Origin of the sequence: Nesterenkonia populi, from assembly GCF_007994735.1 — a bacterium.
Lineage (GTDB): Bacteria > Actinomycetota > Actinomycetes > Actinomycetales > Micrococcaceae > Nesterenkonia > Nesterenkonia populi.
This window is the reverse complement of record NZ_VOIL01000001.1, coordinates 2,002,057-2,022,996: the sequence shown is the minus strand read 5'-3', so window position 1 is coordinate 2,022,996 and position 20,940 is coordinate 2,002,057. Positions and strand designations below refer to the sequence as shown.

Sequence of the window (20,940 nt, the reverse complement as noted above, 5' to 3'; positions counted from 1 at the left end):
ACAGGGCCCCGCGGGCTTGCTGGTGCGACCGTTTCCGCTGGTGAGCGCTTCAGCGGCTGCGCTGGTCACGTTCACTCGCTCCCCAGAGAATCCTGCGGATTCCCCGGGACCCTGCTCGCTCTCTGGACAGTTTCAAGAATCTGATCTATTCCCTTTTCACGATCGGTGAGGTTCAGCTGCACCACCGGCATGCCGTGGCCTGCGAGCACCTGGGCGTCGCCCTCGGCCTGCGCGGAGATCAGCTGGCTGAGCGTGAAGGGACGCTCTGGAACCTCCACGTCGGCCTCGGCGTCGGCGGTGATCTGCAGGAACACGCCGATGTGCGGGCCGCCCTTGTGGAACTGGCCGGTGGAGTGCAGGAACCGGGGCCCCCACCCGAAGGTCACAGGACGGCCGGAGATCGCGGCAAGCTGGGGCCGAATCTCCTCGAGGCGTCCCTCGGAGGTCCGGTCCAGGTAGGCCATCACGGCGATGTAGCCGGATTCGGGGACCCGCTCCAGCAGGGCGCTGAGCGCTTCGGACAGGGCAGCCTGCCCGCTGGCCAGCAGGGACTCGTCCCCGGCGGAGCGGATCTGCACTGCGCCGTCCACGGCCGGCTCAGCCTGCTCGGGCGCACCGCCGTCGAGCAGGCCGCGGGCGGCGTTCTTGGCGGATTCGACGTCAGGCTGGTCGAAGGGGTTGATGCTCAGCAGCGAGCCGGCCACTGCTGTGGCGACCTCCCAGAGCAGGAACTGGGAGCCCAGGCTGCCGCCGGTGCGGACCACGTGCGGGGAGACGACGGTGTCCGCGGCGTCGCCGTCCACGGAGGCGCCCTCCTCCGCGTCGGCATCGATGATCTCGGTGACCAGGATGTCGTCGGCGTCCCGGGAGAGCTCCGGCTCACCGTCGGCGACGATGACCGGCAGGACCCCAGTGCCCTCCTTGCCGGTGGACTCAGCGATCAGCTGCTCGATCCAGGCGCCCAGGCCCACCAGGGGAGAGCCGGCGTCCACGATCACCAGCTTGTTCCGCAGCGGGGAGGTGCCGCCGATGGCAGCGCCCAGCTGCAGCCCGGGGTTGGAGGAGTCATCGGAGAAGAGCATCTCGCCGGCGTCCTCCGCGTCCTCCAGCAGGCCCTCGATGTCAGCGCCGGCGAGTCCGGCGGGCACCAGCCCGAAGGCGGTGAGCGCGGAGTAGCGGCCGCCGACCTTCGGGTCGGCCTCGAACACGGCACGCACGCCAGCAGCGGTGGACTGCTCATGCATGGGGGAGCCGGGGTCGGTCACCACGACGGTGCGTGAGAGTGCGTCGATGCCGGCCTCGGCGAAGGCGTTCTGCACGATGCGGCGCTGTGAGTCGGTCTCCACGGTGGAGCCGGACTTGGACGAGACCACCAGCACTGTTCGCTGCAGGTCGGTCAGGGCGCCGGAGACCTGCTGAGGGTCTGTGGAGTCCAGCACAGTCAGCTTGACGCCCTCAGCGGCACAGATGACCTCCGGGGCCAGGGACGAGCCCCCCATCCCGGCGAGCACGACACGGTCCACGCCCTCGGCCTTCAGCTCATCGCGCAGGGCGGTGATCTTCGGGACCAGGGCGCGGGAATCCTCGAACAGCGAGACCCAGCCGAGGCGCTGGGACGCCTCGTCCTCGGCAGCTGCGCCCCATAGGGTGTGGTCCTTCGCTCCGAGGCGCGAGGCGAACTCGTGGTCAACCAGACCGGGGACCTGGGAGTCGGCCGCCTCCCGGGCGGCTCCGAGCAGTGACAGGGACAGGGAGCTCATAGCGCGGGTGAACCTTTCCGTTGAGGAACGAGGACGACGCGGTGCGTAGGGGTGCTGCGGGCCGGGCGCTTCTCTAGGAGTTGCGCCTCAGGCCTTCGGTGATGGTGCTGAGGAGGCCCGCCCAGGACTTGTCGAACTTGGCGAGGCCGTCGGTCTCAAGGTGGTCGACGACTTCGCGGTAGCTGATCCCGGCAGCCGACACGCCGTCGAGCACACGGTTGGACTCCACGTAGGTGTCAGACATGGTGTCGCCGTCTACCTCGCCGTGGTCGGCCAGGGCGTCCAGGGTCTTTTCGGGCATGGTGTTGACCACGCCGGCGGCGGCCAGTTCGGTGACGTAGAGAGTGTCCGAGAGGCTGGGATCCTTGGTGCCGGTGGAGGCCAGCAGCAGCCGCTGGGGGCGTCCGCCGCGTTCGGCCAGCAGCAGCCAGCGCTCGGAGGTGAAGGACTCGCTGGCGATCTGATGCGCCAGGCGGGCGTTGGCGATGGCGGCCTTGGACTTCAGCTTGGCGGTGTCCGGCTTGCCCTCCTCCGCGGCGAGCTCCAGGCGCTTGTCCACCTCAGCGTCCACGCGGGAGACGAAGAAGCTTGCCACGGAGTGGATCTTGGAGATGTCGAGACCGTCGGCGTGGGCCTTCTCGAGGCCGAGCATGAACGCGTTGATCACGGCCCGGTAGCGCTCCAGGGAGAAGACCAGGGTCACGTTGACGCTGATGCCGGCCGCCAGGGTCGCAGCGATGGCTTCGATGCCCTCCACGGTGGCAGGGATCTTGATCATCACGTTCTCGCGTCCCACCGCATCGTAGAGCCGCTTGGCCTCTGCGATGGTGCCCTCGGCGTCGCGGGCCAGGCGGGGGTCCACCTCGATGGAGACCCGGCCGTCGACGCCGTCGTTGGCGGCGTAGACGCCGGAGAAGACGTCGCAGGCCTCCCGCACATCGGCGGTGGTGATCTCGAAGACGGCCTGTTCGGCGTCAGCGCCCTTGGCCACGAGCTCCTTGAGCTGGTCCTCGTAGGCGTCGCCCTTGGAGAGGGCCGTCTCGAAGATGGTCGGGTTGGTGGTGACCCCGACGACGTTCTTCTCCTCGATGAGTTTGGCCAGGGATTCGTCGTTGAGCCGCTCGCGAGAGAGGTCGTCCAGCCAGATGGAGACTCCGACGTCGGAGAGAGCCTGGGTGTTCTTGTTGCTCATGGTCTTGGTTCCTTTCGTTCCGCCCGGTCAGCTCAGGCGGCTGCGTGGATGGACTCTTCGGCGGCCTGGGCGACAGCCTCGGCGGTGATGCCGAACTCCTTGTAGAGGGTCTTGTAGTCGGCGGAGGCGCCGAAGTGGTCCAGGGTGACGGTGCGGCCGGCATCGCCGATGTAGCGGTGCCAGGACATGGGGGAAGCGGCTTCCACCGCCACGCGGGCCCTTACGCCCGAGGGGATCACTGATTCGCGGTACTCGGGGTCCTGCTCCTCCAGCCATTCCAGGCAGGGCGCGGAGACCACGCGGGCGGCGATGCCCTTCTCGGCGAGGGCTTCGCGGGCCTCCACAGCCAGGGAGACCTCCGAGCCGGTTCCGATCAGCACGACGTCGGGGGTGACGGCCTGACCGTCCTTGACGGCCTCGGCGAGCACGTAGGCGCCCCGAGCGGCGCCTTCCACAGAGCCGAACTCCGCTGCGGTGGCCTCACCGGCACCGCGCTCATAGGTCGGCACGCCTTGGCGGGTCAGGGCCAGGCCGGCGGGCCGGTCCTTGCGCTTGAGGACCTCGCGCCAGGCGACGGCCACCTCGTTGGCGTCCGCGGGGCGGACGACGTCCAGCCCGGGGATGGCGCGCAGGGAGGCAAGGTGCTCCACCGGCTGGTGGGTGGGGCCGTCCTCGCCGAGGCCGATGGAGTCGTGGGTCCACACGAAGATGGAGCCCACACCCATCAGCGCCGCCAGACGGACGGCCGGACGCTGGTAGTCGGAGAAGATCAGGAAAGTGCCGCTGTAGGTCCGCAGCGGCACGGAGAGCTGCACGCCGTTGGTGATGGCGGCAGCGGCATGCTCGCGCACTCCGAAGTGCAGGTTGCGGCCGTAGTCGCTGGCGGCGAACTTGCCGGTGGACCAATCCGAGGGCGCGAAGGACTCCTCGCCGCTGATCAGCGTGTTGTTGGAGCCGGCGAGGTCGGCGGAGCCGCCCCACAGCTCGGGCAGCACCGGTGCGACGGCGTTGATGACCTTGCCGGAGGCTGCGCGGGTCGCCACAGCTTCGCCGGCGGGGAACTCCGGCAGCGCGTCCTCCCAGCCCTTGGGCAGCCTGCCGGCCGCCAGGCGGTCGTAGAGCTCGGCGCTCTTGGGGTTGGCCTCGCGCCATGCCAGGTAGGACTTCTCCCACTCGGTGCGGGCCTCCTTGCCGCGGGCAGTCACCTCACGGGCGTGGGCGAGCACCTCCTCGTCAATGTGGAAGTGCTTCTCAGGGTCGGCGCCGAGGAGCTCCTTGGTCGCGGCGACCTCATCGGCGCCCAGGGCGGCACCGTGGGCGCCGCCGGTGTTCTGCTTGTTCGGGGCGGGCCAGCCGATCACGGTGCGCAGGCAGATCAGAGAGGGCTTGGAGGTCTCAGCCTTGGCGGCGTCGACAGCGCGGGCCAGCTCCTCGATGTCCTCCTGGTAGTCGCCGGTCTGCAGCCAGTCGACCCGCTGGACGTGCCAGCCGTACGCCGTGTAGCGGGCCGCGACGTCCTCGGTGAAGGCGATGTTGGTGTCATCCTCGATGGAGATCTTGTTGTCGTCCCAGATCACGTTGAGGTTGCCCAGCCTCTGGTGGCCGGCCAGGGAGGATGTCTCCGAGGTGACGCCCTCCTGCAGGTCGCCGTCGGAGGCGATGACCCACACGCTGTGGTCGAAGGGGGACTCGCCCTCGGGAGCCTCAGGGTCAAGCATGCCGCGCAGGCGGCGCTGTCCGTAGGCGAAGCCCACCGAGGAGGCCAGGCCCTGTCCGAGGGGGCCGGTGGTGATCTCCACGCCGTCGGTGTGGCCGTACTCCGGGTGGCCGGGGGTCAGGGAGTCCCAGGTGCGCAGCGCCTTGAGGTCCTCCATCTCCAGGCCGTAGCCGGAGAGGAACAGCTGCAGGTAGAGGGTCAGGGAGGTGTGTCCGGGGGAGAGGATGAAGCGGTCGCGGCCGGCCCACGAAGGGTCTGAGGGGTCATGCCGCATGACCTTCTGGAACAGGAGGTAGGCCGCGGGGGCCAGGGACATCGCGGTGCCCGGGTGGCCGGAGCCGACCTTCTCCACCGCATCCGCGGCCAGGACTCGGATGGAGTCCACGGCGCGTTTGTCCAGGTCGGTGAAGACTGCAGAGTTGCTGACTGCGGATTCGGTCACAGCGGGTGTCCTCCAAAGGGTGGTGCGTCGATGGTGTTCTCAGGCTGTCTGGAAAAACCCAGCTCAGCCTTCTGACAAATGTTCTGGTCAGATGCGCGTCACCTCATTGTGACGCCGAATTCCTCGGTCCAGCCTATCCGTTGCAGAGCCTAGCCGTCTCCTATGAGAGCCGGATTGCCGGCCGCTCACCTCAGCTGTCAGCGACCGTGAGGCCCAGCGCATCCGCCAGCAGAGAAAGATCGCGCCGGGTGACGACGAGATCGGCGGCCTGCGCCAGAGCAGGTTTGGCGCAGAAGGCGACTCCGACCCCGGCGGCCTGAACCATCTCGAGATCGTTGGCGCCGTCGCCCACCGCCACCACTGAGGCCAGTGGGATGTCCTGCTCGGCCGCCCAGCGCTGCAGATGCCTCGCCTTGGCCGCGCGGTCCACCACCGGTCCGTTCACGCGGCCGGTCAGGACGCCGTCGGCGATCTCCAGCTCATTGGCGCGGAAGTCAGTCAGCCCCATCTGCTGCGCCAGAGGGGAGAGGATCTGCGTGAATCCGCCGGAGACGGCGTAGACCGGCCACCCCCGGCAGCGGAAGGCGCTGATGAGCTGCTCGGCCCCGCGAGTGGGCGTCACCTGGTCCAGCACCTCCGCCAGCGCACCTTCGGGAAGCCCTGCCAGGGCCTGGAGCCGAGCGTGCAGGGAGGCGGAGAAGTCCAGCTCCCCGCGCATCGCCCGCTCGGTGACCTCAGCGACCTCGGCCTCGCGACCGGCGTGGACGGCCAGCAGATCGATGACCTCCTGGTCGATCAGCGTGGAGTCCACATCCATGATCAGCATCAGAGGCGGCGGCGGGGACTCCATTCCGGCACGCAGCTCGACGCCGTCGACGGTGGAGAGAGGGAGGGAGGAGGTGCTCATCGTCTGACAGCCTATCCAGCCCCGGCGCCTGTGCGCCGCACGCGCGGCGAGCACCACCTGCGGGCCGCGCCCGTTGGGTAATGTGGGGTCCATGAGTCCGGTCCTTGATATCGCTGGCGTGACGGTGCGCCGTGGGCGAAAGCTGCTCCTGAACGACGTCGACCTGAAGGTGCGCCCCGGCGAGCATTGGGTGATCCTCGGCCCCAACGGAGCGGGGAAGACCACCCTCCTTCAGATCGCAGCAGCCCGTATGTTCCCGACCTCCGGCACGGCGCAGATCCTCGATGAGACGCTCGGTCAGGTCGATGTCTTCGAGCTGCGCCCGCTGATCGGCCTCTCGTCCAACGCCGTGGCGAACACGATCCCGCCCCAGGAGACCGCGCTGAACACGGTGGTGACTGCGGCCTACGGGGTCACCGGGCGGTGGCGCGAGGAGTACGATCGGCTCGATGAGCGTCGAGCCTTCGACCTGCTCAACGCCTGGGGGGCGGGCACCATCTTCGACCGGCCCTTCTCCACCCTCTCGGAGGGGGAGCGCAAGCGGGTGCAGATCGCACGGGCGCTGATGACGGACCCGGAGCTGCTGCTGCTGGACGAGCCGGGCGCCGGGCTGGACCTCGCCGGGCGTGAGTCCCTGGTGGCTCGCACCGCAGAGCTCGTCCGTTCGGAGGACGCGCCGGCCACGGTGCTGGTCACCCACCATCTTGAGGAGATCCCGCCCGGATTCACGCACGTGCTCCTGCTGCGGGACGGCGAAGCAGCAGCCTCCGGCCCGATCGGGCAGACCCTCACGTCGGCCAACCTCAGCGCCACCTTCGAGATCCCGCTCGAGCTGACTGAGCGAGAAGGCCGCTACAGCGCCTTCATGAAGCGCTGATGGAGGCGCTGCTGGATTTTGAGGTCCACGGTCTGGGGATAGGCTTCCTCGCCCTGATCCTGCTGGCCGCTGTCTGGGCCGGGGCCATCAATACCGTGGTGGGGTCCGGAACTCTGGTGACCTTCCCCGTGCTGGTGGCGATGGGCGTGCCGCCGGTGTCGGCGACCGTTTCCAACGCGATGGGCCTCATCGCCGGCAACTTCACGGGTGCTTGGGGATACCGGCGCGAGGTCATCCAGGTGAAGTCGGTGCTGGGACGGCTGATCCCGGCCTCGTTCCTGGGCGGCGTGATCGGAGCAACCCTGCTGATCACGCTTCCGGAGGAGGTCTTCGGCCGAGTGGCGCCGGTGCTGATCGTGATCTCCCTGGCGATGGTGATCGCGCAGCCGAGGCTGTCCAAGTGGGTCAAGCGCCGGGCCGCTGAGCGCACCGGGGACCCGGACCCGGACACTCCGCAGCCGGATGACCCTCCGGAGGTCGCTGCGCAGAAGGCCTCTGACTCGGTGAGCTGGCCGCTGATCCTGCTGGTGTTCCTCGCGGGCATCTACGGCGGCTACTTTGTGGCCGCCCAGGGAATCCTGCTGATGGCGGTGCTGGGCATCTTCCTCTCCGCAACGATTCAGCACGCCAACGGGGTGAAGAACCTGCTGGTGGCCTTCGTGAACCTCACCGCCGCCGTCAGCTACATCATCGTTGACTATCTGATCCGCGATCCCGACGACCGGGTGATCCTCTGGGGCGTGGTACTGGTGATCGCCGTCGGCTCGACCCTCGGCGGTCTGATCGGCGCCTGGGTGGGACGGCGTCTCAGCCCCATCGTGCTGCGCACCGTGATCATCCTGCTCGGCCTGGTGGCTCTCGGCGTGATGCTCAACGACCTGCTCCTCAGCTGAGCAGCGCGGCGTGCACCGCGTCGGGTGCCCATTCGTAGAAGAGGGGCGCGTTGGGGCCCAGCTGGGCGCACACTCTCCTGGGCGATTGGGGGAGCGGGCCAGTCTGCGCTACGATTGATCGTTGGCCGAGAGGCTCATAAGACTTTTGCTTCCTAGCTTCTGGCAGCTTCGGATCGCCGAAGACCAGCGGCACAAGAAAAGGACATCATCATGAAGAAGGACATTCACCCCCAGTACCAGTCGGTCATCTTCAACGACCTCTCCTCCGGCGAGAAGGTGCTCACCCGCAGCACCGCCACGTCGCAGAAGACCATGGAGTGGGAGGACGGCAACACCTACCCGGTGATCGACGTCGAGATTTCTGCGGCCTCTCACCCGTTCTACACGGGCAAGCAGCGGATCATGGACTCCGCCGGCCGTGTGGACAAGTTCAACAAGCGCTTCGCTGGCTTCGGCGGCAAGAAGTAAGCAGCTTCCGAGGGCGATGATTCGCCGTCGAAGGCGCTCTCGTGCTAGAGTTTCTTGGCTCTGAAAACGGGAGCGCACCACCTGCGCGGGTGGCGGAATAGGTAGACGCGCTAGCTTGAGGTGCTAGTCCTCTAATAATGAGGGTGGGGGTTCAAGTCCCCCTCCGCGCACAGGTTCCGATCTGATCGGAAAACGGCCTGAGAAGGCCAGACAAAGAGCAGGGCCCCTGTCCGAATTGCTGCGGACAGGGGCCCTGCTCTTTTCCGCACGGGCACGTGAGGTCTCACCTGCTGGTCTTCGGTGCTCGCGGAGCATGGCCCACCTGCTCCCTTATGGGCGGCAAAGGCTCGGTTCCAACGGGATGCCTGACCTCGTGCTGAATAGAGCCAAATGCGTCGGAGCACAGCGCTCCCTATTCACTCGGAGAGGGCAGAGCCACTGGTCTCCGTGGTTGCCCCTCTAACTGGGAGAGTGAAGGCATAGCAGCTGTTATCACCTTCCACGTCAGGCCCCTGATACATCATGTCCCAGCCAGTTCGATCTCCCCACTCGGCTGCAAATGAGTGCTCGCCTCCAAAGCCCATATAGAGGGTGCGGGTGCTGGGGGAGCTCTCCGCAGTGCAGACAGCGCTGATCCCGCGAAAGTACGGGTCAGTGACGCCACCCGGTTCCTCGAAGCATGTGGGGTCTTTGTCAGTGTCGAAGGCGACCCAGAGGGACTCCGTGTCTTCGCCGCAACTGACGGCGGGGGCGTTGCCTTCAAGAATGTGCTGTCGCCTACCGTGCCACGGAACCCCCGTCAGCTCTTCCGCCAGCGGCCCCACGCCGTCCTGTGTGAGTTGGTCCTCGTACAAGGGCTCTGCGCTTCCAGGGTCGATCACGCCATCAACTGTGAAGGTTTCACCGTTGACAGTCAGCTCTTTGACAGGCTGCTCAAGTTCGATGAGTCCGGAGTCATCGGACGTGGCCCCGTCTTCGAGAGCGTCCGCAAACGCCTGCTCGAGCGGCGCATGATCGAACGGAGCTTCAGGGGTGGGCACCGCCTGGTAATCATAGATCGGCGGGTCTTCGCGTCCTGGCGGCAAGGGGTCTGCGTAGATGTCGTCGGCCTGCGCAGCCCCGTCTTGGCCCTCTGTCTGTTCCTCGGCGTTTGAGCTCGTTGCCGCGTCCGAGGGTGGTGTTTCCCCATCGACGGAAGCTGATTCCTCTTCCGATGTGGTGGGATCCGCCGTGCAGGCTGAGACCAGCAGCGCCACGCCCAGCGCGGAGAGTGCAGGCGTCCAGGGGTTGCAGTGCATATCTTCACCCTACATAGGGATCGGCCAGCCGGCGCTTGTCGCGGGAGGCATCAGGCGGCCGTCACGACATGACCGCCCGGCACACCATCTATGGTGGACCCCATGGCTGAAACTGTGCTCCCCGCTGCCCAGGCCGAGGACGACGTCGTCGACTTCTGCCGTGACCTCATCCGCATCGACACCCAGAACTGGGGCGAAGGCCGGTCCAACGGAGAGCGCGACGCCGCCGAATACTGCGCGAACATCATGCGGCAGGCGGGCCTCGAGCCCACCATCTACGAATCCGCTCCCCATCGCGCCAACGTCGTCGCCCGGATGCAGGGCACCGACCCCGACGCCGGTGCGCTCGTCACCCACGGGCACCTTGATGTTGTCCCTGCCCAGGCCGAGGACTGGCAGGTGGACCCCTTCGCCGCGGAGCTCCGCGACGGTCTCATCTGGGGACGCGGCGCCGTCGACATGAAGAACATGGACGCGATGATCCTCGCCTCCATGCTGCGCATGCACCGCGAAGGCCAGCGCCCTCAGCGCGACCTCATCTTCGCGTTCTTCGCCGACGAGGAGGACAACGGCACCTACGGGGCAGGATGGATGGTCAAGAACCACCCTGAGGCCTTCAAAGGTGCCACTGAGGCCGTCAGTGAGGTCGGGGGGTTCTCCACCGACATCGCCGGGCAGCGCGCCTACCTCATCCAGACCGGGGAGAAGGGGCTGCACTGGACCAAGATGACTGCCGAGGGCACCGCCGGGCACGGCTCAGCGGTCCAGCAGGACAACCCCGTGGTCACCCTCGCCGAGGCGGTCGCCGCCATCGGCCGGCACCAGTGGCCCGTCGAATACACCAAGACCACGCGGGCGCTGTTCGAGCAGCTCTCTGAGATCACAGGCATCCCCTTCGAAGAGGATGATCCCCAGCCGCTGCTGGACGTGCTCGGCTCCACCGCCAAGTTCGTCGCAGCCACCCTGCAGAACACCTCCAACCCCACACTGCTGGAGGCCGGGTACAAGCACAATGTGGTCCCGGGCGAGGCCACCGCCCTGGTGGACGTTCGCACCCTGCCCGAGCAGGACGAGAAGGTCGCCGCCGTGCTGCGGGAGCTCGCCGGGGAGAAGGTCCGGTTCGACCTGCTCAATGAGGGGCGCTCCCTGGAGCTGCCGTTCTCCGGGGCTCTGGTGGAGCAGATGGTCGCCGTGCTGAAGGAGGAGGACCCCGAGGCCGTCGTGCTGCCGTACATGCTCGGCGGAGGCACCGACAACAAGCATCTGGCGTCTCTCGGCATCGCCGGCTACGGATTCGCCCCGCTGCAGCTGCCCGCCGAGCTGGACTTCACCGGAATGTTCCACGGCGTCGACGAACGCGTCCCCGTGGACTCCCTGAGATTCGGGGTCCGCACGCTTCATCGGTTCCTGGTCCAGCAGTAGTAGTGTGGGCTGCCAAGCACGACGTCGCAGTCACAGGTGAAGGAGTGCCCATGCCGCAGCAGCCCGCGACGCAGCCCGTGGAGAGCCGGTACACCCAGGAGAACGAGAACGGCACCGGGTGGGAGTACATGGTCCTGACCTGCCAGCCCCGTCAATCCCTGGCCGAAGTGCGGCGGCAGGTCATCGACCACGCCGAGTACGGCCGCTGGGAGCTTCGACGCAGCGCCCTCTACACCGGCGGGGTCCGCAAATACTGGCTGAGGCGCCGTCTCATGCGAGTCCGCCGCACCATCTGACCAGGATCAAGACTGCACCGACCCCTGAAGAAGGGGCTTACCGGGGCGGCTGAAGCGTTGATAGTGTTGGCCGCATGAGCGCAGATCCCCGCATCGCCCTGAATGCCTTCACCGACGCGCTCGGGGAGCACCTCTCCGCCGCCGTCAACCGACGCGGCGAGGAGGACCCTGCCGTGGAGAAGGCCTTCTACTCCATCGGGGACGCCTTCGAGGCCTACGAGGATGCGCTCTTCGCCGCCACGGGGGAGGTCACCCCGCTCGACCTCTACGACGAGGAGTCCGAGGTGGATGACGTCCTCGACGACGAGGACGAGGAAGAGGACCTCGACGAGCTCAGCGACGACTGAGCAGTCCCGGCAGCGCGCCCCGCACTGAGCGGTTCGGAATGCGCGGCCCCCTCACCGAGTTGCCCCCTCTGGACCTGTCGCCTGACCGTTAGGACGTACCCCGCGTGAGATCGTGGCCCGCGCCGCCCGTGCCCTCCCTGCCCCCGCTGGAGCAGACGCTCGAGATTCACAGCACCCCGGCAGGCACCACCGTCCCGGTCACATCCCCCCGAGGGCTCGCCTCCCTGTACGTCTGCGGGATCACCCCCTACGACGCCACCCACCTCGGCCACGCCAACACCTACGTGCAGTTCGACCTGCTCGTCCGGTATTGGCGCGCCTGCGGGCTGGATGTCAACTACGTGCAGAACGTCACCGACATTGACGACCCCCTGCTGGAGCGCGCCGAGGCCACCGGGACGGACTGGAGGGAGCTCGCCGAATCGCAGACCGAGCTCTTCCGCTCCGACATGGAGGCCCTGCGCGTCATCCCTCCCACCACCTATATGGGTGCGGTCGAGATGATCCCCGGGGTGGTCGAAGACGTGGAGAAGCTCGCAGAGCTCGGCATCGCCTACCAGGTGCCCGCCGAGGACGCCGAGGGCCCCGACTACTACTTCGACATCGCCGCCGCTGAGGACCGCACCGACTGGCGGCTCGGCAGCATCGGCGGCTACGAGCGGCCCGCTATGGAGGAGCTGTTCCCGGAGCGCGGCGGAGACCCTGACCGGCCCGGAAAGCGCGACCCTCTTGACCCCCTGCTCTGGCGGGCCCGCCGCCGGGGCGAGCCCCACTGGGACGGCCGCAGCCTGGGGGAGGGCCGCCCGGGCTGGCACATCGAATGCTCCGTGATCGCCCGCAGGCACCTGCCCGCACCCTTCACCGTCCAGGGCGGCGGCTCCGACCTGCGGTTCCCCCACCACGAGTTCTCCGCGGCCCACGCCACCGCCGCGGATGAGACGCCGCTGGCTGAGCACTACGTGCACACCGGGATGGTCGGCCTCGACGGGGAGAAGATGTCCAAATCCCTGCGCAACCTCGTGCTGGTCTCCCAGCTCACCGCCGCAGGCAACGACCCGCAGGCCATCCGCGCGCTGCTGCTCAGCCACCACTGGCGCACGGACTGGAGCTTCACCGCCGACGAGCTCGCCGCCGCTGAGACCCGGCTCGGCCGGTGGAAGCAGGCCCTCGCCGAGGCTCCAGAGGACGCGGGCGATGCCGGCCGGCCCAGTGAGCTGCAGTATTCGCTGATGTCAGCCCTCGCCGGTGATCTCAACGCCCCCGCCGCCTTGGACATCCTCGACCTCTGGGCCGACGGGCACTTTGCCCGCGGAACCTCTGGGACCCAAGCCCGTGATGTCGTCGACGCCCTCCTCGGACTGGACCTGGGAGTGTAGCTGCCGCAGGTGCGAAGGCCGGTGCCGCCGGCGCCGGCCAGGAACGCCGCGGTCTATTCAGGAGGCCGTCTCCGTCTGAGGTAGCGCTCGAACTCCTCGGCGATCGCGTCGCCTGAGGCCTCCGGGAGGTTGGTGGTGTCAGTGGCCTCTTCGAGGCGCTTCACGTAGTCGCCGATCTCGGTGTCGTCCTCAGCCAGCTCGTCCACCCCCCGCTCCCAGGCGGCCGCGTCCTCAGCGAGCTCACCGGTCTCCAGGCCCAAGCCCAGCAGCTCCTCAAGCTTCCGCATCAGCGCCAGCTGAGCCTTCGGCGAGGGGGCTTGGCCCACATAGTGAGGAACCGCAGCCCAGAGGGAGATCGCCGGGATGCCTGCCTGGTATGCGGTGTGGGCGAGGACCCCCACGATTCCAGTAGGCCCCTCATAGGTGGGGGAGTCGACGTCGATCGCCTCCTGCAGGGTCTCGTCCTCGGCGGAGAACGACGCCGGAATGGGGCGTGTGTGCGGGACGTCGGCGAGCAGCGCACCCATGAGCACGACGGCGTCGACATCGTACTCGGCTGCCTTGGTCAGCAGGTCCGCGGTGTAGGACTGCCACCGGAAGCTGGGCTCAACCCCGTGGACGAACAGCAGCTCGAATCCCACGCCGGGCTGCTCAGCCCGCAGGATCGTGGTGGAGGGCCAGATGATCTCCCGGTGCCCCTGGTTCCGGAGAATCTTGGGCCGGGAGAACTGGAAGTCGTAGTACTCCTCCTCCGTGAGCTTCTCCAGCACCTCAGCCTCCAGGGAGGACGCCACCGTGCGGATGGCCGCGGAGGCCGCCCCGCCGGCGTCGTTCCAGCCCTCGAAGGCCATCACCATGATGCGGGGGCGGCGGGACGCCTCAGAGCCGTCCGCGATGAGCGGGCGCAGGTGGGCGGCGAGCAGCTCCGCCCGGTCGACGCTCTCAGCCGGGGCGTCCGGGTGCTCGGAGTCCGAGTGCCGGCTCCGGTGATCCTCAGCCTCTGAATAGTCCTCGCTCACGCTCTTCACACTAGTGCGCCAGGGCTGAACGAGGAAGCCGTAGGATGAATGGCATGTCATCACTGCAGGCGGTCTTCTGGGACATGGACGGCACCCTCGTGGACACCGAGCCCTACTGGATCGAGGCCGAGTATCAGCTCGTGGAGGCCTGGGGCGGCGAGTGGAACGAGGCCAAGGCTGAGCTGCTGGTTGGCCAGGCGCTCGAGTTCGGCGCCTCCATCCTGCAGCAGGCCGGAGTAGGCATGGAGACCACCGCCATCGTCGAGCACCTGATGGACCAGGTCATCGCCCGCTGCGCCGAGGAGGTGCCGTGGCGGCCCGGCGCCCGCGAGCTGCTCAGCAGCCTGTATGAGGCCGGCATCCGCCAAGCCATGGTGACCATGTCCTGGAGCCGCCTCGCCTCCGTCATCGCCGACCAGCTCCCCGAGGGGCAGCTTGAGTTCGTGGTCTCAGGCGACATGGTCACCCGCGGCAAGCCGGACCCCGAGGCGTATCAGCTCGGCTTCGAGAAGATGGCCGCCGACCACGAGGAACGCACCGGCCACCCCTTGGAGAAGCACCGCTGCATCGCCGTCGAGGACTCCGTGCCCGGCACCGCCGCCGCGGTCGGCTCCGGGCTGGTGACCCTCGCCGTGCCCCACTGCTCCGCACTGCCGGAGACCGGCCGGTGGCACCTCGCCGAAACCCTCAGCGGCCTCCGTCCCGAGGACCTGCAGACCCTCCTGACGAAAGAGCCGGCAGCCGTCTGATGACGAACCCGCAGCCTTCCCCCCAGCCCGTGGGCGCCCACATGCGCAAGGGCCCCCTGATGCCCGGCCAGCGCGTCCAGCTGATCGACCGCAAGGGCAAGCCCTCCACCATCACCCTCGCCGAGGGAGGCGAGTGGCACACGCACCAGGGGGTGCTCCGCCACGACCTGCTGATCGGCCAGCCTGAGGGAATCGTCGTCGCCAACGAGAGAGGCTACGAGTACCAGGTGCTGCGACCCCTGCTGAACGACTATGTGCTCTCCATGCCCCGCGGCGCCACCGTGGTCTACCCCAAGGACTCCGCCCAGATCGTCCAAGTCGCCGACGTCTTCCCCGGCGCCCACGTGGTGGAGGCCGGCGTCGGCTCCGGAGCTCTCTCCATCAGTCTGCTTCGGGCTGTCGGCGACGCCGGCACCCTTCACTCCTACGAGCGGCGCCAGGAGTTCGCCGACATCGCCGTCGGCAACGTGGAGGCATTCTTTGGGCAGTCCCACCCCGGCTGGGAGGTCCACCAGGGGGATGTGCAGCAGAAGGCCCTGGAGATTGAGGAGCCCGGCGGCGTGGACCGGGTGATTCTCGACATGCTCGCGCCCTGGGAGTGCATCGAGACCGTGAAGTCCGTCCTCGCCCCCGGCGGGGTATGGGTCTCCTACGTGGCCACTGTCACCCAGCTCTCCCGCCTGGCGGAGCAGATCCGCGCCTCCAAGGGGTTCACCGAGCCTGAAGCGCATGAGACGATGCTGCGCACCTGGCACCTTGACGGGCTCGCCGTGCGCCCCGACCACCGGATGGTCGCCCACACCGGGTTCCTGCTCTCCGCCCGCCGGCTCGCCGACGACCAGACACCGCTCACCCTGGCCAAGCGGGAGAAGGTCTCCGAGCCCTCCCCGGAGGACAAGGCGGCCTGGGCGGCCTACAACGACGACGCCGTATGGGACGACGAGACCCTGAAGACCCGCAGCGTCACCGGGAAGAAAGCCCGCCGTGCGGCTGTTCACGCCAATTCCCTCGCTGAGAAGGCCAAGGAGGTGCTCACCCGCCGTGACCGAGAATGATCTCGCCGATGCGAAGAGCCGGCTGGACCACGCCCACCGGCAGCTGGACGACCTGCGCGCCCGCCACAAGGAGGCTCAGGACAAGCTGCAGGCCGCAGGCCGCAGCAACGAGCGGCTGACCGGAATGCTGGAGGCCACCCGCAACCAGATCGTTGAGCTGCGCAGCGCGCTCAACGCCGACGGGCAGGCACCCTTCACCTTCGGGACCATCATCGGCTACCGCGCCCCCCGCGACCGGCTCGAAGGCAGGGAGATCGAGGCCGCCTCAGGGGCTGGCTGCGACATCCTCCACGGCGGCAGGAAGATGCGGGTGAGCATATCCCCGCTGATTGAGCCCGAAGAGCTCCACCCCGGCTCCGAGGTGCTGCTGAATGAGAACCTCACCATCGTCGCCGTCCTGGACCCTGATCGCACCGGAGAGATCGCCCGGGTCAAAGAGGTCCTGCCCGACGGGCGCCTCGTGATCCTCGCTCGCGGGGAGGAGGAGCGAGTCGTCACCCTCTCTGATGCCGCAGGAGCTCATGGCCAGCAGGAGGGGGAGGAGGTCTCTGCCAAGGTCGGGGACGCCGTGGTCGTGGACCTGCGCACCGGGACCGCCACTGAGGTGGTCCCCCTCTCCGAGGTGGAGGATGTGGTCCTGGAGGAGTCCCCGGACATCTCCTACGAGCAGATCGGCGGGCTCGCTGAGCAGATCGACCAGATCCGCGACGCCGTCGAGCTTCCCTTCCTCCATGCTGACCTCTACCGCGAGCACGGGCTGCAGGCGCCCAAGGGCATCCTGCTCTACGGCCCGCCCGGCTGCGGCAAGACAATGATCGCCAAAGCGGTGGCCTCATCCCTCAATGAGGACGGCGAGAGCGCCAGCTTCCTGAACATCAAGGGCCCGGAGCTGCTGAACAAGTATGTCGGGGAGACCGAGCGTCACATCCGAGTGATCTTCGCCCGGGCCCGGGAGCGCGCCTCCGCGGGCCAGCCGGTGGTGGTGTTCTTCGACGAAATGGAGGCGCTCTTCCGCACCCGCGGATCCGGGGTCTCCTCGGACGTGGAGACCACCATCGTCCCGCAGCTGCTTGCCGAGATCGACGGCGTGGAAGCCCTGGACAACGTCATCATCATCGGCGCCTCCAACAGGGAGGACATGATCGACCCCGCCATTCTCCGGCCCGGCCGGCTGGATGTGAAGATCCGGGTCCAGAGGCCCTCAGCCGACGGAGCCCGGGAGATCCTGCGGATCCACCTGGGTCCCGAGGTGCCCCTGCGCCCGGCGATGGTCGCCGAGCACGGCTCTGCTGAGACTGCCCGAGAGGCGCTCGTCGACGTCGTCGTCTCCCGCCTGTACCCGGCCCAGGCGGAGTTCATGTCCGGCGCGGTGCTCAGCAACGTGATCGACCGGGCCAAGAAGGCCGCCATCAAAGAGTTCCTCGCCCGCAGCGAAGCATCTGAGGCCAAGGGGATCACCTCTGAGCACCTCGAGGCGGCCATGGACGAGGAGATCGCCGAGCAGAGGGCCATGCAGGCCGGACTGGGGCTGCAGGCGTGAGCGTGCGTCGGCTGATCGGCATGGAGACCGAATACGGGATCCACGCGCCGAAGAACCCCCGGGCCTCGCACGTGGCCCTGTCCATCGAGCTCGTCAACGCCTACGCCGCTCACGCCACCGAGTCCGGCTCCGCGGTGGCCGGCACCGAGTGGGACTACCAGTCGGAGTCCCCGCTGGTCGATGCCCGCGGGTGGGTGCTGCCCCGCTCCGCGGCACACCCCACCCAGCTCACCGACAGCTCCGAGGCGCTCACCTACGCCGCCGAGCAGGAGGCCGGCGCGGGCGCCGTCCGGGACGCCCTGGGCAATGTCTCCGCCGGAGACCCCAGCCCTGCCGACGCCGCCGAGCGCGGCACCGCGGCGTCGTCGCGCTCGCCCGGCTCGGCGCACTGGCGCGGGGACTACTTCCAGCTGCGGGAGGGACAGCCGCAGCTGCTGATGAACCTGGTGCTCACCAACGGCGCCCGGTTCTATGTGGACCACGCCCACCCGGAGTACTCTGCGCCCGAGGCGATCGGCGCCCGGCGCGCGGTCCTCTATGACATCGCTGGGGACCGGGTCGCGCGTGCCGCCGCTCAGCGGCTCTCCCAGGAGGAAGGCTCTCCGGAGGTGATGCTCTACAAGAACAACACCGACAACAAATCGGTGTCCTACGGCGCGCACGAGAACTACCTCGTGCCGCGCTCCACGGACTTCGACGAGATCATCGCCGGGCTGCTTCCGTTCTTCGCGAGCCGGCAGATCATCTGCGGAGCCGGCCGGCTCGGCCTCGGGCAGCAGGCCCAGACCCCCGGCTACCAGATCTCCCAGCGGGCTGACTTCTTCGAGGAGCAGGTCGGTCTGGAGACCACGGTCCGTCGCCCCATCATCAACACCCGGGACGAGCCTCACGCCCACCACGACGCATGGCGGCGGCTGCACGTGATCATCGGCGACTCGAACATGAGCGAGTACTCCGCCTGGATGCGGGTGGGAAGCACCGCGCTGGTCCTCGACCTCATCGAAGCAGGGCGCGCCCCGCAGCTCCGGCTCGCAGACCCGGTGGCCGCGCTGAAGCGGATCAGCCACGACACCACCCTCACCACCACGGTCCGGACCGACCGCGGCGACCTCACCGCTCTGGACATCCAGCGGCTCTACCTGGAGGCGGCGAAGGAGCACGCCCGCGAGCAGACCGAACCCTCGCTGCCGCATACCGCCCCGGACACCGAGACCGCCGAGGTGATCGAAGCCTGGGAGCAGCTGATCAACGACCTCAGCACCGACGTCGCCAGCGCCGCTGACCGGGTGGACTGGGTCGCCAAGATGCAGCTGATGGAGTCCTACCGGCGCCGTGACAGCCTCGAGTGGGACTCCCCGCGGCTGGGCATCCTGGACCTGCAGTACCACGACCTCCGCGAGGACCGGGGCCTGTACTACAAGCTGGTCCGCGCCGGGCGGATGCGGCGGCTCTTCACCGACGATCAGATCGCCTGGGCAGCCGCGCACCCGCCCGAGGAGACACGCGCCTGGCTGCGCGGCACCCTCGTCTCCGAGTACTCCCACCTGCTCGTCGGCGCCTCCTGGGATCAGGTGCTGCTGCGTGCCGAGCCGGATGCCCCGCTGGTTCGCATCCCGCTGGCTGAGCCGCGGGCCGCCGCCCGGGTGGAGGCCGAGCCGGTGCTTCGTGCCGCCGAGGACGACGCCGGCCTCATCGACGGGCTCGAACGCCTGGTGGGCGGACCGTAGACTGGCATGAGCTCTTGCGCCCAACCTGTGAGGAGATCCACTGATGGCTCAGCCGCAGAAGCAGCCCCAGCGCCCCGGCGGCGGTGATGCCCCGGAGACTGAGCAGGCCGGCCAGGTCCGCGGCAACCCGCAGGCGGCCGCCCAGGCAGAGGAGCTCGACTCCCTCCTGGAGGAGATCGACACTGTGCTGGAGTCCAACGCGGAGGAGTTCGTGAAGGGCTTCGTGCAGAAGGGCGGCCAGTAGACGGTGGACCGTCGCGTCATCGGGGTCGAAACCGAGTTCGGCATCACCCACCGGCCCACCAGCGGCCGGGGCCTTCCCCCGGATGAGCTGGCCCGGTATCTGTTCCGGCCCGTGGTCGAGTTCGGGCGCAGCTCCAACATCTTCATCCCCAACGGAGCGCGCCTCTATCTGGATGTCGGCTCGCACCCCGAGTACGCGACTGCCGAGTGCGCCGACCTCCTCGACCTGATCGCCGCCGACCGCGCCGGCGAGGCGATCATGCATGACCTCGCCCTGGAGGCCGAGCGCCGCATCGCCGAGGACGGGTTCGACGGCACCGTCTACGTGCTGAAGAACAACGTGGACTCCGCCGGGAACTCCTACGGAAGCCACGAGAACTACCTGATCCCGCGCACCACGCACTTCCGACGCCTCTCCGGGATTCTGCTGCCGTTCCTGGTGACCCGCCAGATCCTCACCGGTGCGGGCCGAGTGGTCCCGGCGGATGAAACCCGCGAGGCGCACTTCGCGTTCTCCCAGCGGGCCGACCACATGTGGGAGGGCATCTCCTCGGCCACCACTCGTTCTCGGCCCATCATCAATACCCGGGACGAGCCGCACGCCGACGCCGCCGAGCACCGGCGCCTGCACGTCATCGTGGGCGACTCCAACATGTCCACGACGACGTCGCTGCTGCGGTACGGCTCCACCGACCTGGTGCTGCGGATGATCGAGGCCGGGGTGCCCATCGGCGACTTCGAGATGGAGAACCCCATCGGGGCCATCCGCCACATCAGCCACGACATCACCGGCACCGCCCAGGTGCGGATCCGGGGATCTGAGCCGATGAACGCCGTGGAGATCCAGCGCGGCCTGCTGGAACGCGCCAAGCGGTTCATCGCCGAGCGGGGAGCGCACCATGAGCACGTGGACACGGTCCTGGATCTCTGGGGGCGGACTCTGGAGGCCGTGGAGACCGGCGACCACAGCCTCGTGGACCGGGACATCGACTGGGCGATCAAGAAGCGGCTGGTCGAAGAGGTTGCGAACCGTGGGGGCCTGGGACTGGACCATCCCAAGCTCGAGCAGATCGACATGGCCTACCACGACGTTCACCCGGAGAGGGGTCTGTTCCACCTTCTGCTGCGGCGCGGTCGCGTCACAGACATCATCACCGAGGATCAGGTGCGTCGGGCCATGGTGGAGCCCCCCGCGACTCGTGCCGCGGTCCGCGGCGAGTTCCTCTCCACCGCCCGTGCGTTCGGCGCCGAGGCGCAGGCCGACTGGGTTCACCACAAGCTTGTGGACCGACCCCTGGAGGCTGTGATGGTCAAGGACCCCTTCGTCCCGGAGGACTCCAGGGTGGAGGCGCTCCTGGACAAGCTGGGGGACCGGCAGCACCAGCTTCGTGCTCGCAGCATCGCCGAGCGTGAGCAGGGGGCCGCCTCCCTGGCTCTCACGGACCTCTACGCACGGACGGACGCGGACGAGCAGGCCGGGCTTCCGCCCGTCTGACTCGGCGAGGAGCGTAACCCGCCTATGACGGCGTGCTCAGTGCCCGAAGGAGGGGTACAGTTCCTGTGATGTTTACGTCTGACTTGCCCCTCAAGCCCCTTGCACTGAGTGCCTCTG

The 20,940-nt window shown here is 68.2% G+C and carries 19 protein-coding genes and 1 tRNA gene; 14 read left to right on the top strand and 6 right to left on the bottom strand.

The features are described 5' to 3' along the window. Positions 1–71: 71 nt before the first annotated feature. The 4 genes from FWJ47_RS09385 to serB form a co-directional block, all read right to left on the bottom strand. Positions 72–1,760, bottom strand: a complete 1,689-nt coding sequence (locus FWJ47_RS09385; protein WP_147107316.1) for a glucose-6-phosphate isomerase — start codon at positions 1,758–1,760, stop codon at positions 72–74. Between the two features lie 73 nt (positions 1,761–1,833). Further along, entirely contained in the window at positions 1,834–2,952 is a 1,119-nt protein-coding gene (tal, locus tag FWJ47_RS09380; RefSeq protein WP_147107314.1) for a transaldolase, read from the bottom strand. A gap of 32 nt (positions 2,953–2,984) precedes the next feature. Then, on the bottom strand, positions 2,985–5,111 hold the full coding sequence (gene tkt, locus FWJ47_RS09375) for a transketolase (RefSeq protein WP_147107311.1): 2,127 nt from the start codon (positions 5,109–5,111) through the stop codon (positions 2,985–2,987). A gap of 190 nt (positions 5,112–5,301) precedes the next feature. After that, a complete protein-coding gene (gene serB, locus FWJ47_RS09370) occupies positions 5,302–6,111 on the bottom strand; it encodes a phosphoserine phosphatase SerB (RefSeq protein ID WP_147107309.1) in 810 nt (269 codons plus the stop codon). Between serB and FWJ47_RS09365 the strand changes: the two genes are divergently transcribed. The 4 genes from FWJ47_RS09365 to FWJ47_RS09350 all read left to right on the top strand — a co-directional run bounded on the left by FWJ47_RS09365 (position 6,110) and on the right by FWJ47_RS09350 (position 8,426). Then, the gene (locus FWJ47_RS09365) at positions 6,110–6,895 is read left to right on the top strand and encodes an ABC transporter ATP-binding protein (protein WP_147107305.1); all 786 of its coding nucleotides are present in this window, start codon (positions 6,110–6,112) and stop codon (positions 6,893–6,895) included. The genes serB and FWJ47_RS09365 overlap by 2 nt on opposite strands. Then, positions 6,895–7,788, top strand: a complete 894-nt coding sequence (locus tag FWJ47_RS09360; RefSeq protein WP_147107302.1) for a sulfite exporter TauE/SafE family protein — start codon at positions 6,895–6,897, stop codon at positions 7,786–7,788. The genes FWJ47_RS09365 and FWJ47_RS09360 overlap by 1 nt, the downstream gene beginning before the upstream one ends. A gap of 210 nt (positions 7,789–7,998) precedes the next feature. Next, complete coding sequence (locus FWJ47_RS09355) at positions 7,999–8,256, top strand: type B 50S ribosomal protein L31 (protein ID WP_147107300.1); 258 nt, start codon at positions 7,999–8,001, stop codon at positions 8,254–8,256. An 83-nt stretch (positions 8,257–8,339) separates the two neighbouring features. Next, positions 8,340–8,426 (top strand) — tRNA-Leu (locus FWJ47_RS09350). A gap of 246 nt (positions 8,427–8,672) precedes the next feature. Here FWJ47_RS09350 and FWJ47_RS09345 read toward each other — a convergent pair. Continuing rightward, positions 8,673–9,554, bottom strand: a complete 882-nt coding sequence (locus tag FWJ47_RS09345) for a hypothetical protein (RefSeq protein ID WP_147107298.1) — start codon at positions 9,552–9,554, stop codon at positions 8,673–8,675. 102 nt (positions 9,555–9,656) lie between these two features. Here FWJ47_RS09345 and FWJ47_RS09340 point away from each other — a divergent pair, with 102 nt between their 5' ends. The 4 genes from FWJ47_RS09340 (at position 9,657) to mshC (ending at position 12,995) form a co-directional block, all read left to right on the top strand. Next, positions 9,657–10,976 (top strand): M20/M25/M40 family metallo-hydrolase, encoded by a 1,320-nt coding sequence (locus FWJ47_RS09340; protein WP_147107293.1) that lies wholly within the window; start codon positions 9,657–9,659, stop codon positions 10,974–10,976. 50 nt (positions 10,977–11,026) lie between these two features. Beyond that, positions 11,027–11,272 carry a DUF5703 family protein gene (locus FWJ47_RS09335; protein ID WP_246126246.1) on the top strand — a complete coding sequence of 82 codons (246 nt, stop codon included), beginning with the start codon at positions 11,027–11,029 and terminating at the stop codon, positions 11,270–11,272. 74 nt (positions 11,273–11,346) lie between these two features. Then, the gene (locus tag FWJ47_RS09330; protein WP_147107290.1) at positions 11,347–11,619 is read left to right on the top strand and encodes a hypothetical protein; all 273 of its coding nucleotides are present in this window, start codon (positions 11,347–11,349) and stop codon (positions 11,617–11,619) included. A gap of 104 nt (positions 11,620–11,723) precedes the next feature. After that, the gene (gene mshC / locus FWJ47_RS09325; protein ID WP_147107286.1) at positions 11,724–12,995 is read left to right on the top strand and encodes a cysteine--1-D-myo-inosityl 2-amino-2-deoxy-alpha-D-glucopyranoside ligase; all 1,272 of its coding nucleotides are present in this window, start codon (positions 11,724–11,726) and stop codon (positions 12,993–12,995) included. A gap of 53 nt (positions 12,996–13,048) precedes the next feature. On the opposite strand, the gene FWJ47_RS09320 is transcribed toward mshC, so the two are convergent. After that, the gene (locus FWJ47_RS09320; protein ID WP_246126245.1) at positions 13,049–14,014 is read right to left on the bottom strand and encodes a PAC2 family protein; all 966 of its coding nucleotides are present in this window, start codon (positions 14,012–14,014) and stop codon (positions 13,049–13,051) included. Positions 14,015–14,067: 53 nt separating this feature from the next. Between FWJ47_RS09320 and FWJ47_RS09315 the strand changes: the two genes are divergently transcribed. From FWJ47_RS09315 to pafA, 6 genes are read left to right on the top strand one after another with little or no spacing between them, the layout of a single operon-like run. Next, a complete protein-coding gene (locus tag FWJ47_RS09315; RefSeq protein ID WP_246126244.1) occupies positions 14,068–14,763 on the top strand; it encodes an HAD family hydrolase in 696 nt (231 codons plus the stop codon). Beyond that, on the top strand, positions 14,763–15,818 hold the full coding sequence (locus FWJ47_RS09310) for a tRNA (adenine-N1)-methyltransferase (RefSeq protein ID WP_147107276.1): 1,056 nt from the start codon (positions 14,763–14,765) through the stop codon (positions 15,816–15,818). The genes FWJ47_RS09315 and FWJ47_RS09310 overlap by 1 nt, the downstream gene beginning before the upstream one ends. Beyond that, the gene (gene arc, locus FWJ47_RS09305; RefSeq protein WP_147107273.1) at positions 15,805–17,358 is read left to right on the top strand and encodes a proteasome ATPase; all 1,554 of its coding nucleotides are present in this window, start codon (positions 15,805–15,807) and stop codon (positions 17,356–17,358) included. The genes FWJ47_RS09310 and arc overlap by 14 nt, the downstream gene beginning before the upstream one ends. 20 nt (positions 17,359–17,378) lie before the next feature. After that, positions 17,379–19,085 (top strand): depupylase/deamidase Dop, encoded by a 1,707-nt coding sequence (gene dop, locus FWJ47_RS09300; RefSeq protein WP_147109268.1) that lies wholly within the window; start codon positions 17,379–17,381, stop codon positions 19,083–19,085. A gap of 43 nt (positions 19,086–19,128) precedes the next feature. Beyond that, positions 19,129–19,329, top strand: coding sequence for a ubiquitin-like protein Pup (locus FWJ47_RS09295; protein ID WP_147107270.1), 201 nt, complete (start codon positions 19,129–19,131; stop codon positions 19,327–19,329). Positions 19,330–19,332: 3 nt separating this feature from the next. Then, positions 19,333–20,823, top strand: a complete 1,491-nt coding sequence (pafA, locus tag FWJ47_RS09290) for a Pup--protein ligase (protein ID WP_147107265.1) — start codon at positions 19,333–19,335, stop codon at positions 20,821–20,823. The last annotated feature ends 117 nt before the right edge of the window (positions 20,824–20,940 follow it).

Coding starts and splice junctions, on each gene's coding strand:
- FWJ47_RS09385 (WP_147107316.1), bottom strand. CDS start 1,760: ATGAGCTCCCTGTCCCTGTCACTGCTCGGAGCCGCCCGGGAGGCGGCC.
- tal (WP_147107314.1), bottom strand. CDS start 2,952: ATGAGCAACAAGAACACCCAGGCTCTCTCCGACGTCGGAGTCTCCATC.
- FWJ47_RS09365 (WP_147107305.1), top strand. CDS start 6,110: ATGAGTCCGGTCCTTGATATCGCTGGCGTGACGGTGCGCCGTGGGCGA.
- serB (WP_147107309.1), bottom strand. CDS start 6,111: ATGGACCCCACATTACCCAACGGGCGCGGCCCGCAGGTGGTGCTCGCC.
- FWJ47_RS09360 (WP_147107302.1), top strand. CDS start 6,895: ATGGAGGCGCTGCTGGATTTTGAGGTCCACGGTCTGGGGATAGGCTTC.
- FWJ47_RS09355 (WP_147107300.1), top strand. CDS start 7,999: ATGAAGAAGGACATTCACCCCCAGTACCAGTCGGTCATCTTCAACGAC.
- FWJ47_RS09345 (WP_147107298.1), bottom strand. CDS start 9,554: ATGCACTGCAACCCCTGGACGCCTGCACTCTCCGCGCTGGGCGTGGCG.
- FWJ47_RS09340 (WP_147107293.1), top strand. CDS start 9,657: ATGGCTGAAACTGTGCTCCCCGCTGCCCAGGCCGAGGACGACGTCGTC.
- FWJ47_RS09335 (WP_246126246.1), top strand. CDS start 11,027: ATGCCGCAGCAGCCCGCGACGCAGCCCGTGGAGAGCCGGTACACCCAG.
- FWJ47_RS09330 (WP_147107290.1), top strand. CDS start 11,347: ATGAGCGCAGATCCCCGCATCGCCCTGAATGCCTTCACCGACGCGCTC.
- FWJ47_RS09315 (WP_246126244.1), top strand. CDS start 14,068: ATGTCATCACTGCAGGCGGTCTTCTGGGACATGGACGGCACCCTCGTG.
- FWJ47_RS09310 (WP_147107276.1), top strand. CDS start 14,763: ATGACGAACCCGCAGCCTTCCCCCCAGCCCGTGGGCGCCCACATGCGC.
- dop (WP_147109268.1), top strand. CDS start 17,379: ATGGAGACCGAATACGGGATCCACGCGCCGAAGAACCCCCGGGCCTCG.
- FWJ47_RS09295 (WP_147107270.1), top strand. CDS start 19,129: ATGGCTCAGCCGCAGAAGCAGCCCCAGCGCCCCGGCGGCGGTGATGCC.